The organism is Acinetobacter portensis, from assembly GCF_023158935.1.
In the GTDB taxonomy this organism is placed as follows: Bacteria; Pseudomonadota; Gammaproteobacteria; order Pseudomonadales; family Moraxellaceae; genus Acinetobacter; species Acinetobacter faecalis.
In genome coordinates, this window is the sequence record NZ_CP096120.1 from 1,688,314 (window position 1) to 1,700,903 (window position 12,590).

At 33.5% G+C, this 12,590-nt stretch carries 10 protein-coding genes; 4 read left to right on the forward strand and 6 right to left on the reverse strand.

What is annotated here, in order from left to right:
- Positions 1 to 20 precede the first annotated feature (20 nt).
- Positions 21 to 593: a PilZ domain-containing protein gene (locus MZO21_RS08495; protein WP_154772733.1), complete on the forward strand. Its 573-nt coding sequence runs from the start codon at positions 21 to 23 to the stop codon at positions 591 to 593.
- A gap of 1 nt (position 594) precedes the next feature.
- Here MZO21_RS08495 and MZO21_RS08500 read toward each other — a convergent pair whose 3' ends face one another.
- Both MZO21_RS08500 and MZO21_RS08505 read right to left on the reverse strand, forming a co-directional pair.
- The gene (locus tag MZO21_RS08500) at positions 595 to 1,503 is read right to left on the reverse strand and encodes a DMT family transporter (protein WP_171501274.1); all 909 of its coding nucleotides are present in this window, start codon (positions 1,501 to 1,503) and stop codon (positions 595 to 597) included.
- Positions 1,504 to 1,512: 9 nt separating this feature from the next.
- Positions 1,513 to 1,980 carry a YaiI/YqxD family protein gene (locus MZO21_RS08505; protein WP_171501273.1) on the reverse strand — a complete coding sequence of 156 codons (468 nt, stop codon included), beginning with the start codon at positions 1,978 to 1,980 and terminating at the stop codon, positions 1,513 to 1,515.
- Positions 1,981 to 2,229: 249 nt separating this feature from the next.
- Between MZO21_RS08505 and MZO21_RS08510 the strand changes: the two genes are divergently transcribed.
- Positions 2,230 to 3,159 (forward strand): hypothetical protein, encoded by a 930-nt coding sequence (locus tag MZO21_RS08510; protein WP_154772731.1) that lies wholly within the window; start codon positions 2,230 to 2,232, stop codon positions 3,157 to 3,159.
- Positions 3,160 to 3,805: 646 nt separating this feature from the next.
- On the opposite strand, the gene serC is transcribed toward MZO21_RS08510, so the two are convergent.
- The gene (gene serC, locus MZO21_RS08515) at positions 3,806 to 4,885 is read right to left on the reverse strand and encodes a 3-phosphoserine/phosphohydroxythreonine transaminase (RefSeq protein ID WP_154772730.1); all 1,080 of its coding nucleotides are present in this window, start codon (positions 4,883 to 4,885) and stop codon (positions 3,806 to 3,808) included.
- Between the two features lie 193 nt (positions 4,886 to 5,078).
- Positions 5,079 to 6,494 (reverse strand): aspartate ammonia-lyase, encoded by a 1,416-nt coding sequence (locus MZO21_RS08520; RefSeq protein ID WP_154772729.1) that lies wholly within the window; start codon positions 6,492 to 6,494, stop codon positions 5,079 to 5,081.
- A 149-nt stretch (positions 6,495 to 6,643) separates the two neighbouring features.
- On the opposite strand from MZO21_RS08520, the gene MZO21_RS08525 reads away from it, so the two are divergent.
- On the forward strand, positions 6,644 to 7,525 hold the full coding sequence (locus MZO21_RS08525) for a LysR substrate-binding domain-containing protein (protein ID WP_154772728.1): 882 nt from the start codon (positions 6,644 to 6,646) through the stop codon (positions 7,523 to 7,525).
- A gap of 142 nt (positions 7,526 to 7,667) precedes the next feature.
- Here the strand turns inward: MZO21_RS08525 and MZO21_RS08530 are convergent, their stop codons facing one another.
- Positions 7,668 to 8,969 carry a dicarboxylate/amino acid:cation symporter gene (locus MZO21_RS08530; protein ID WP_154772727.1) on the reverse strand — a complete coding sequence of 434 codons (1,302 nt, stop codon included), beginning with the start codon at positions 8,967 to 8,969 and terminating at the stop codon, positions 7,668 to 7,670.
- An 863-nt stretch (positions 8,970 to 9,832) separates the two neighbouring features.
- Between MZO21_RS08530 and gltP the strand changes: the two genes are divergently transcribed.
- Entirely contained in the window at positions 9,833 to 11,122 is a 1,290-nt protein-coding gene (gene gltP / locus MZO21_RS08535; RefSeq protein ID WP_154772726.1) for a glutamate/aspartate:proton symporter GltP, read from the forward strand.
- A 301-nt stretch (positions 11,123 to 11,423) separates the two neighbouring features.
- Here gltP and MZO21_RS08540 read toward each other — a convergent pair whose 3' ends face one another.
- Positions 11,424 to 12,575, reverse strand: a complete 1,152-nt coding sequence (locus tag MZO21_RS08540) for an IS4 family transposase (protein ID WP_248104258.1) — start codon at positions 12,573 to 12,575, stop codon at positions 11,424 to 11,426.
- Positions 12,576 to 12,590: the final 15 nt, after the last annotated feature.

Consider the following 12,590-nt stretch of genomic DNA (forward strand, 5'->3'; position numbering starts at 1 on the left):
ATCAAGTCCGAGGTAAGATTATGGAAAAATTTCAGCATCAACCAGGTCAAAATGACCGTCGTGTAATGTCGCGTATCGATGCTGCCTTGAGGGTCAACTATCAGGTCATTTCTGAACATGTTGCGCTAAACGACCCTTATGATCCTAATTTTGTGTTGCCACGTTATTTTCTTCTACTTGCAGAATTAGATCAGTTTGATCTTGCTTTAGACCACGAAATAGAACAAATATCTGAAAAAGATCAACAGATTGCACGCATATTATCTTTATTTAATCAAAAGTTAAACCTCATCACAGGTACTTTATACGATGCAATTGTACAATCCTTGTTACCAGTGCCTGCAAATGTGAATATATCTGAAGGTGGTCTTAGCTTCTATTCAGATCATTTAATTGCAGAGAATACTTATATTCATATTACCTTAAGTCATCCAGATAACTTCTTCCATATTGCAGCAATTGCGCAAGTAATTCATTGCCGCGAAGAAGATAACGGAAAATATAAAACTGGTGCTTATTTTATTACTTTATTGCCTCAAGATCGAAGCAAATTAAGTGAAGCTTTAGAGATTATGCACGCACAACAAAGCTGAACTAGTCTCTAGATTCAGCTTTTTTATTCGTACGGCTTTGCATAAAATCTTTATAGAAATAGACTGATAAACCTGTGAGTAAAACGATTGTTCCTAAAAAAATCATGCCTGTGAGTTTTTCATTATTCAATAAAGCGCCAAACATCAATGCGAGTAATGGCGTCATTACTGTGGTTAATGACAATGTTGTCGCTTTAATATTCTGTACCAATTTAAAATAACAAAACATTGCAAGTAACGAAGCCATAATGACCGCATAAAACAAACCAACTAAAGATTTTGTACTTGGAATATGTGTGGGTGCGTACTGCCAAATAAACGGCAACAAAAACAAAGCAAAAATACTTGAAACTATAATAGAACCTGAAGCCTGAGCCATAGGTTCAAGCGGTGCATTAATTTTTTTAATCCAAAAAATAGACATGCAATAAACAAAAACACTGATCAGCATTAAAACAATGCCTATAGGCTGTATATGATGATCGCTCCCCCCCATACAAATAATGCTTAAACCCAGCACTGCAATGCACATACCTATCCATTGCATACGGTGTAAACGAATATTAAATACGAAGCGCCCAATAAGCCCTGCCATAATTGGTGCTAAACCAAACATCAGCGCAATAATGCCCGAACTTAAATAATCTGTTGCCAAATAAGTAAAAATTTGCGAACCAATAAAACTAAAAGCACCTGCAATATAGCTATGAATAGAAATTGCATTGAATTTTAAATTTACTTTTAACAATAAGAGCAAACCCAAAGACAAAGGCAATGCAATAAAAAAACGCAAAGCTAAAGCCCATAAGTTGTGAATGTCTGAAACACTCCAAACTATGGCAAGAGGTGTTGTCGACCATATGAATATAAGTAACACATAAGTCGACATTAAGTTCGCTTTAGACGGAATCATAAATAATTAGGCTGTTTTACGTTTTTGTTTTTGAATGGTTTGATCTAACGAACTTGAAAACTCACGCTTGTCTCGCTCAGCAAGCGGTGGTGGACCACCTGTTTGTACACCTGCACCACGTAAAGTATCCATAAAATCACGCAAATGCAGACGTGCTTTAATATTAGATATTGTGTACACCTCACCACGCGGGTTAATTGCCACACCACCTTTTTCAATGACCTGCGCTGCTAAAGGAATATCTTGTGTAATGACAATGTCGTGCTCTTTCATTCGATCAACAATTTCTTGATCCGCCACATCTGCACCACTAATGACTTGAATTGAGTTAATACGAACAGATGGTGTAATGCCGACACTTTGATTTGCAACAAATGTAACTTCCATTTGATAACGATCCGATGCACGAATAATTACATCTCTTAAAATACGTGGCAGAGCATCAGCATCAACCCAAAGTTTAAATGGCAGCACAAGTGATTCCTAAATATTACGAATGGTCAGTTTATCAAATTTGTTCAACGCACATCATTGATAATCTCTTTCAAAACCTTATATGTAGATTTGTATATGCACTTGCCATCAAATCAAATTTTCATTAGTTTTAATGTGAATCTTTTGTTACTTAAAAAAGATAATTTCAGTTTCTTCAAGTCTTTGACTTGAAAATTCCGAATAACCCTCGATCTAATAGATAAATACAACCCGAAATCAATTGTGCATATGAAAAATCAAAATAGTCCTGAACGGATCACCATTGAAGATCAAAGCTTCGGTAGTCATGTAGAGCATTGGAATTTACTAACAGACCAACCTGCCACAGATGTACCTAAATGGCTTGGTTTGGCACTTGATGCTCCAATTATGCCCATGGGTTTGTGTAAAGAAGAATGTGAAATGGATGCGCAATCTTGGCTAATTCAAGGTCCAAGCAAAGCAGCCATTTTACTTAACCAAGTTATTGACGTTGAAAATAATAAACCCAAAGCAGTTAAAACGGCATTCCCAACATTTGAAAGCCCGTACAAGGTAGATGCGAAAATTGAACGCATTATCTGTGGAAAATCGAATACGCAAGCCGTTTTACAACTCAATGTAGGCGCAGGCGTTGCTTATGCATTTGACAATTTATATAGCGTAAACCACTTACAGTACGACAAAGAACAAACCTATAACGTACAATTTAATGGTTGGGCATATGAATTAGAAGCAGTATCTGATCATGAACAAATTGTTGTTGATGATCCTGCATCTATTAAACACCACCGTGCACTAAATGATATTTTGGCGGAAAATGGTGGCGTTGCTCCTGAAAACTTACAGGAGTTATTAGATGCATGGGAACCGAAAAATGACGATGACAAAGAACCTGTAACTGTCGATTTTTCAAAAATGGTTGCTTATCTTTATGGTGAAACAATGGGACAAGAAGATGAAGCTTGGTTCCAAAGTAAGATTGTTGGCAAAACATCTATGAATTTCATGGATAATGAATATACGCTGTACGATGTCACACTTTTCTTAGAAGAAAATCAACCTGCTGTTCTTGCGCGTATTGCTACAAAAAACCAAGACTATCGCAACTTTGAAATAGGACAATACATTCGTGGAAATATTTGGCTTCAAGTCAATATTTTTAATAAAAAACAATAATTTATATAAATAAAAAATCTCGGTTTTGTTTTGCTTTTGCATAAATAAATACCGAGATTTTTTTATTACTTAATATGAGTGAATAAATTAAATATTGTTTATTTGATTATTTTATCCACAATTTTGGATTATTTTTTAATCATTTTAAATTCAAAAAATAATAGCTTATCCACAGGTTTAAATTCAATTTCTTGTTTTTAAATTCAAATAATTGTGGATAATTTTTATTCTAATTTATTTTTATAAAGATAATCTGAAAGCCTGAATTTACTTGGTTTTTTATAATAATTTGAAATTAAATCTATAAAATAATAACTTTATTAAGTTAATTTGAAATAGTACTTTATTTAATCAATATTTTATGTTAAAAATATGACAAACCAATGGAATCAACGATAAATAGATCATCGGAAATAATATCTATGAGAATCGTGCAAGAAGAAAATTTACAGCAAGTAGAACATCGAATTGGAAATCGTTACCAGTTAGATCTTATGTCATGCCTATTTTTTGTATTGGGGATGTTTGTTTCTGCTTATTTATTACACACCTTCGTTTTCTAAGACGTTATTTTTCTCGTCTAGATTCGACCAGATATAAAAAAGCCCATCATTTGATGGGCTTTTTGCAATTCTAGTTCATTTGATTAAGCATTGCGTTTCGCAAAGTCATCCATGAAGTTTACAAGCGCTTGTACGCCTTCTAATGGTACAGCGTTATAGATACTTGCACGCATACCACCAACAGAGCGGTGACCCGCTAAGTTAAGAAGATTATTTTCTTCAGCTTCTTGCAAGAATTGTTTTTCCAATTCTGGTTTAGCCAAAGTAAATGGAACATTCATAATTGAACGGTTTGCTTTAGCAATTGGGTTCGCATAGAAATCGCTTGCATCAATGTAACCATAAAGTAATTTAGCTTTCGCCATATTCGCTTTATGAATTGCTTCCACACCACCCTGCTCTAATAACCATTCAAATACTAAGCCAGATAAATACCATGCATAAGTAGATGGTGTATTTACCATTGAATCATTTTTTGCTTGATCGCTATATTTCAAAATGCTTGGAATTTCAGGTTTTGCTTGATCAAGTAAATCTTCACGAACAATAACAAGTGTTAAACCTGCTGGCCCAATATTTTTTTGAGCACCCGCATAAATTAAACCAAACTTTGTTACATCAATTGGTGCAGACAAAATACTTGAAGATAAATCTGCAACTAAAGGTTTATCTGTTTCAGGAATATTTGCAAATTGGATACCACCAATTGTTTCATTCTCAGCATAATGAACATAAGCTGCATCTGCAGATAAGTTCCACGTGCTTTGATCTGTAATTGCAAGCTTACCGTCAATTGTTGTACCTGCTTCAATAACATTGATATCGCCATAACGCTGCGCTTCTTTCAATGCCTTTTCAGACCAAATACCTGTATGAATGTAATCTGCTTTATTATTTTTCCCTAAAAGATTTAATGGAATTGCAGAAAACTGTAGCGATGCACCACCTTGTAAGAACAATACTTTATAGTTCTCAGGAATATTCATGAGTTTACGTAGATCTGCTTCTGCTTTTTCAGCAACCGCAACATAGTCTTTACTACGATGGCTCATTTCCATGATCGAAAGACCTTTACCTTGCCAATCAAGCATTTCCGCTTGAGCTTTTTCTAGAACAGCAGTAGGTAATGCAGCAGGACCAGCACAGAAGTTGTACGCGCGCATGATTTTTCCTTTCAGAGTGAAACACAATAAAATGATGGCATTTAACCACATCTAGGCTATATGTGCAGTAGTTAAAGCTGAAGAAATTTCAATCCTACCGGATATTTACAATCGAAATTTCAATCAAAATGCTTTGATCACTTTATTGTGTTTATAAAACATAAAAGCAACTTACGGTAGTAAAGATAAATAATTAAACAGATTGTTTCGGTTTAACCATATTATTTACAGCCATAACATCCGCTAATATTTGATCTGACAATAGATTTTCAGCTTTGATCAAAGCTAAAACACTTTGACCTGTTTCATTTGCCAGTTTGGCAATGCGTGTTGTCGTTTCGTAACCCAAATATGGATTGAGTGCTGTAATAATCCCAATCGAATTATCAACATTTTCCTGACAATGTTCAGCATTTGCACGTATAGTTTCGATACACTTATGTTGGAACATTTTCATCGCTTTACCAAGTAAATCAATTGATTCATACAATTTAAAAGCAATTAAAGGCTCCATCGCATTTAACTGTAACTGCCCTGCTTCTGCTGCTAATGTTATGGCTAAATCATTCGCAATAATTTGATAACATGCAAGATTCATAGCTTCAGGAATCACAGGATTCACTTTACCAGGCATAATTGAGCTACCTGGTTGACGTGGTTCTAAATAAATTTCATTTATACCTGTACGCGGTCCACTAGAAAGCAAACGTAAGTCATTGGCAATTTTTGATAATTTAGTCGCGGTACGTTTTAACAAACTAGACAATAAAACGAAATCACCCATATCTGAAGTAGCTTCAATTAAGTCGGGTGCGCTGCTAATATTTCGTTGCATAATTTCAGATAATGATGCAATTGCAAGCTCACGATATTTAACTTCTGTATTAATACCAGTTCCAATTGCTGTTCCACCCAAATTCACCACACTTAAAGCATCTGGCATAATTTGATTAAGCTTATTCAAATCATTTTGTAATGTTGTTGCAAAAGCACCAAACTCTTGCCCCAAAGTCATTGGTACGGCATCTTGCAATTGGGTACGCCCCATTTTTAGAATATTAGAAAACTCTTCAGATTTGCGTTTAAAACTCTGAATCAAATTTTCAAATGGCGTATTTAATTGATCAATTGCTGTAATTAAACCAATTTTAATAGCAGTAGGATAAACATCATTTGTAGATTGAGACATATTTACATCATTATTTGGATGTAAATATTGATAATCTCCTTTTGCATATCCTAAATGCTCTAAACCAATATTAGCTAGAACTTCATTAATATTCATATTTGTTGATGTTCCAGCCCCGCCCTGAATCATATCTATCGGAAACTGATCATGATATTTATAATCAAGAATTTGCTGACAAGCATATTGAATTGCATTATTTTTATTGTCATCAAGATGATTAAGCTTAAAATTAGCTTGCGCGCATGCTGATTTAACCATTGCAAGTGCATTAATAAAAATAGGAAATTGATTTAATTTATTATTACTAAGATTAAAGTTTTCTACAGCTCGAAACGTTTGAATACCATAATAAAAATTATCTGGAATTTCTTTATTACCCAATAAATCTTTTTCTGTACGTGTATTAATCTTAATATTCATTTAAATAAACTCTAATTTATATTAAACTTATATTAAAATGTATTATTCATTTTCTCTAATGTAAAAAAATATTCATGTATGCATTTTTTGCATAATAGGATTATAATTTGAAAATGTATATGCTTAAAAGTATGTATTAAGGGTTTTTTATGACACTAGAAATTCGATGGATCGAAGATTTACTTGCTCTTGAACAAGAAAAATCTATTTCTCAAGCAGCAGCAATACGCCACGTTACCCAATCTGCATTTACACGTAGAATTCAAAATATTGAAAGTACACTTGGTTTTCAAATTCTAAAACGTCATAGTAAAAACATTGACTTTACTGAAGCTGGTCAAGTTTTGCTCGCATCATCAAAAAATATTAAAAATCAACTAAATACAACAATAAATTATTTAGAAAAAAGTGTAAAAAACAATGAACTAACGGTAAAATTTTGTGTATCTCATTCATTAATTACGCAATTTTTTCCTCGGTTTATCCATGAACTCTCCACCAACATGGAAGATCTAAAACTAGAAATTATTGCAGTAAATCTTAAGCAAGGTATGCGCTTACTGAATGATGGCTCATGCGATTTTTTAATTGGCTACTCTAGTCAGAAAAACCTACAACTACTTGATCCTTCTTTATTCTTATTCCAGAAGATTTTTGAAATGGAAATATTACCAATAACTGCATTAAATGATGATGGTACTCCTAAATACTCACTTGAAAAATCATTTCCGTTATTAGCTTACAGTAAACAAGCATATTTAAGAAGTTGTGTAGATGAAGTCATTGAAAATGTTTTAGATTATAGAGTTTTATATGAAACAGATAATGCGAGTGATTTAAAAGAATTAGTTTTGCAAGGTTTAGGGATTTCATGGCTACCTAAACTTTTGGTCGAAAAAGAGATTATTGAAAATAAATTAAAAATAGTTGATTGTGAAAAATATAATATATTTCAAGATGTATACATTATTAGACGAAAAATGATATTTACAAACAAGATTAATTACATTTGGAATGAACTAACAAAATAAAATAGCAAATATCAATTTAAATAAAATCATACAATTAATTATTAAATTAGAATTCATTATAAAAATAACACAGCATAAGATAATAATGGCATAACCCATAGAATGAGCTATACCATTAATCTTTATTTTAAACGCTTAAAATTTAATTATTATCTGCCAATCGATTGATAGGTATGAGTTTATCTTCTACAGCAATAACCTCTTCCTCTGGAAGATCATGTTTATTACCTTCTGTACGCGCAATAACAGCAGTAGCGATACTATTTCCTATCACATTTGTTGCAGTTCTTCCCATATCTAAGAATTGGTCTACAGCAAGAAGTAATAAAATACCCGCTTCTGGAAGTTTAAACATCGCAAGCGTTGAGGCAATCACCACAATAGATGCACGAGAAACACCGGCAATTCCTTTACTCGTAATCATTAATGTCAATAATATCAATGCTTGTTGAGCAAAACTCAAATCAATATTATAGGCTTGTGCAATAAATAATACAGCAAATGCCATATACATCATCGAACCATCAAGATTGAATGAATACCCTAAAGGAAGAACAAAACTAGTAATACGCTTCGGCACGCCAAACTTATCTAAAGCTTCCATTGTTTTTGGATATGCAGATTCACTACTTGCTGTTGCAAATGCCAGCATTGTTGGCTCTTTTACCACGCCCATTAATCTAAAAACATCTTTTTTCAAAAATACATAACCAATAGTGATTAAAATTGTCCAAAGAATTAGTAAGCCAACATAGAATTGTCCGATAAAAATACTGTAATCGAGGATGAGTTTAGGTCCTTGAACAGTAATAGCTGAAGCAATTGCTGCAAATACAGCAATAGGTGCTAAAGCCATTACATAATCAGTAATACGGAACATAACTTTACAAAGCTCATCAATAATTCGACCAATTACTGTAGAACCACTGCTGTGTTGAACAAATGCTAATGCTGAACCAAAGAAAATTGAAAATACTAGAATTTGTAATATTTCATTATTTGCCATCGCTTCTGCAAAACTACGCGGGAAAATATGCGTAATGAAAGTTTCTAAGCTTAGGCTACTTGCACTTACCCCAACATTTACAGCTTCTTGCGGGATACTTAAATTCATACCTGAACCTGGTTGGAAATAATTTGCTAACCCCATTCCAAGCAGTAGTGAAATAAATGATGCTCCAATAAACCAACTCATCGCCTTTAGTGTAATTGATCCTAAAGAAGATGATTTACCCATTGATATTAAGCCAGAAACAATTGTTGCAAATACCAACGGAGCAATAATCATTTTAATTAATCTTAAAAATACATCTGTAATAATTTTTAAGTAGCCTGCAATTTTTGATATTTGCTCAGGTGACAAAATACTGTGAAAGATCCAACCAATCAGAATTCCTGAAATCATTGCGATCAAGATATATTTGAGCAATTTTTTTTGGTTCATTAAAATAGTTCCTTCTTCAATCTTTTTTGTATTAAGTTGATAGCCTTAATAACAAGGCATTGATGACTTTCCATGTTGATCAATTTAAGTAAGCTTCATTCTATGAAGCTAGGTGAAAATTTATTGATCCAGTAATTAACTGTGGCAAGTTTCACTTTTTTTTGAAGGAAAGGATAATGCAAAATTTTATTGCACCATGCAAAAAATGCATGTTTTTAGTATTATTCTTATGAATCGAATAACCAATTTACTTCTCATGTTATTAATTTTTACTAATCTATCTCATACATTCTTCTTATTAAATTTATAAAATAATTCAAATATTCAATACCTTATATTGTTTTACCAGTGAAACTTTTTACAACGTCCCTTTTGCATATTTACAGCATCAACCAAAATACGATTTTCATCAATTTACAAAAACGTAATTTATTACATTTAAATTTTTTTGATATTTACCGCTATAAATCAAATAAAAATACAAATCATTTACCGAGCTTTACTCGTATTATATGTGCGCTTCTAAATAAATTAACTTTGCCTTTCAAAATTTCTATTTCAAATAAATCGCCTGAAAAGCATATCCGTTTGTAATCAATAGTTGCTGATTCATACGAAAATTAATTTAATAAACTTATTAAGGTTAAAAGAATAATCGAATTATCAACTTAAACTGTTAAATAATTAACCAAACGATCAGCGGTTTACTAAAAACAACAGCCTATTTGTTAGATTAACTGCAAAAATACACCCCATCCGAATTCGCTTACATATTTCACATAATATCTTCTTATTTTATAAGAAATCATGATGTGAATTTGCTACGGAATTCTTTTACCTAATCTATATTTTCAGAGCTGAGTATGAAAAGAATTAAGATTAGCCTTGCTTGGCAAATCGTAATTGCCCTTATTGTTGGTGTATTGGTAGGCTCTTTCCTACATTATTCTCCTGAATATCGCGATGATTTAGTAACGAATTTCTTGAATCCTTTGGGTTCAATTTTCATTACGCTCATTAAAATGATCGTTGTTCCACTTGTTGTATCTATGTTAATTCTAGGTATTGCAAATAGTCACGGTCAGAGTCTTGGTAAGCTTGGTTTCAAAACAATTTTATATTTTGAAATTATTACAACAATCGCAATTGTTGTTGGTCTTGTTGCTGCAAACGTATTCCAGCCTGGTGCTGGTATTGATATGTCTTCACTAACACAGGTCGACATTTCTAAATATGCAGAAACAACACATCAAGTTAGCGAAGCACATCATGGTTTAATTCAAACCATTCTTTCAGTGATTCCATCAAACTTCTTTGCTGCTTTAACTAGCGGTCAAATGCTTCCGATTATTTTCTTCTCGGTAATGTTTGGTATTGGTTTAGGTGCACTTGATCGAGAAGTTAAACAACCATTACTTAATGTATTAAACGCTGTTTCTGAAACAATGTTTAAAGTTGTTCACATGATCATGAAGTTTGCACCTATTGGTGTATTTGGTCTAATTGCTGCAACTGTTGCTAACTTTGGTTTCTCATCATTACTTCCATTGTTAAAACTTGCACTGCTTGTTTATGGCGCAATCTTCTTCTTTATTTTTGCTGTTTTAGGTGTTGTGGCTAAAATTTGTGGCTTCAGCATTTGGACGATTATCAGAATTCTTAAAGATGAATTGATTCTTGCTTATTCAACTGCAAGCTCTGAAACCGTTTTACCACGTATTATGGAAAAAATGGAAGCTTATGGTGCGCCAAAACCAGTTACAAGTTTCGTAATTCCGCTTGGTTATTCATTTAACCTCGATGGTTCAACTTTATATCAAAGTATTGCGGCAATCTTTATTGCTCAGCTCTATGGTATTGATTTAACATTAACTCAAGAAATTACCCTTGTTTTAACTTTAATGATTACTTCTAAGGGTATTGCAGGTGTTCCTGGTGTTTCTTTTGTTGTGTTATTGGCAACTTTAGGTAGCGTAGGTATTCCACTTGAAGGTCTTGCTTTCATTGCTGGTATTGACCGTATTTTAGATATGGCGCGTACTGCGTTGAACGTTATTGGTAATGCTTTGGCAGTACTTGTAATTAGTAAATGGGAAGGCGTATTTGACCAAGATAAACGTAAAGAATATGAGCTTGAGTTAAACAGCAAATAATTCTTTGTGTAATAAAAAAAGGATGTTTAGGCATCCTTTTTTTATTATTTTCTTAAATTGATTGTCACATATTAAGTTTGATTGTTACGAAAAAATTGTTATTCACCAATTAAAATGTTATTGCGTACAAAAAATCTAGATACTTTATTTCTAGATTTTTTAATGATTTTTCACATTTCACGGTCATCAAGCAATTAATATTTCTCAAAATTATTTATAAATCCTTAAAAAACCATCAGAGCATCATGCCAAGTATGAATAACAAAAAAGGACGCTTCAGCGCACTGCTGTCCCACAATTTTTATAAGAGGAAGCTCACATGAGCTTCCTCTTGTTTGATGGGGATTTTATCGGGTGAAAATAACGCTTTTAAGGTTTTTATTTCAAATAAATTCACCTGAATTATTCTGAGTAAGCGCTGAACTGTCCAGCCTTTTTTCCCTAAATGTTGAGCGAAACTTACTAGTAAATAGGCGATCATCGCAATCCAGATTTGTGTCTGAATTGCGTTCCTGCTGCGGCCTAGAAACGCTTTTAATTTGAGATTTTGCTTAATCGCCTTAAAGAACAGCTCAACTTTCCAACGATCTTTATAAATCGCCGCAATGGTGGAGGCGGCTAAATGAAAGTTATTGCTGAGAAAGCTAAAGTGCTTGCCACTTTGCTGATCTCTATATTCAATTCTTCTTAACACTGGGGCTTTTCTTTTTAGGGCATGTGCGCTATTCAGCTGAATGGTTTCATCTTTTAGAATACCTTTGGATTCAAGCACTGGATGTTGCTGGATCACCTGATACACAGATTTAGGCCTAAAACGTGTGACAAATCCAATGTTTTGAGCAGTCAGATTTGCATACCATTGGTAATCGACATAGCCTTTATCAAAAACTACAATGCTGCCAGCAGGAAACTGGAATTTGCGGCCTTGTACCATGTCATTTTCTTTGCCATTTTCAACTGCAACAAACTCAGGAATATCATTGCTGTGATTCAATCCTATGCTGAGTTTCATGCTGGCTTTTGAGTCGTGAACTTTGGCCCATTCACATAAGGAAAGCGACAGGTCAATATGACTGGCATCCAAGGAATACAAGGGATTCTTAAAGCGAAATTTATGAGCTACTTTTGAGTGTTCATAGTATTTAAGCAACTTGTAAAATAGCTGTTGATACAAGGCAGCAGGCTGCTGCTCATTGATTCGTGCCAGTGTACTTCGGGGTATAGACTTTGCTCCGAGATGACTCAGTTTTTCCTGCTGGCACTCCAGATTGGATTGAATATCTCTCAGACTTTGCCTGCAGGAAAGTTGAGACATCAATATGGCAATAAACTGATCCCATCTTGAGGCCGCTCTAAATTTCTGTCCAACATGGTGTACTTTAGCAAGTTGTTCAAAATCCTGTCGCACGACGGGTTTAATCAGCTGATGAAATACGGTATTCTGATGTGACAAAACCTGAATCCTGGT

What these genes read in the sequence shown, in the direction of transcription:
- MZO21_RS08510 (WP_154772731.1), top strand. Translation starts at nt 2,230, where the DNA reads ATGAAAAATCAAAATAGTCCTGAACGGATCACCATTGAAGATCAAAGC.
- serC (WP_154772730.1), bottom strand. Translation starts at nt 4,885, where the DNA reads ATGCGCGCGTACAACTTCTGTGCTGGTCCTGCTGCATTACCTACTGCT.
- MZO21_RS08525 (WP_154772728.1), top strand. Translation starts at nt 6,644, where the DNA reads ATGACACTAGAAATTCGATGGATCGAAGATTTACTTGCTCTTGAACAA.
- gltP (WP_154772726.1), top strand. Translation starts at nt 9,833, where the DNA reads ATGAAAAGAATTAAGATTAGCCTTGCTTGGCAAATCGTAATTGCCCTT.
- MZO21_RS08530 (WP_154772727.1), bottom strand. Translation starts at nt 8,969, where the DNA reads ATGAACCAAAAAAAATTGCTCAAATATATCTTGATCGCAATGATTTCA.
- MZO21_RS08520 (WP_154772729.1), bottom strand. Translation starts at nt 6,494, where the DNA reads ATGAATATTAAGATTAATACACGTACAGAAAAAGATTTATTGGGTAAT.
- MZO21_RS08495 (WP_154772733.1), top strand. Translation starts at nt 21, where the DNA reads ATGGAAAAATTTCAGCATCAACCAGGTCAAAATGACCGTCGTGTAATG.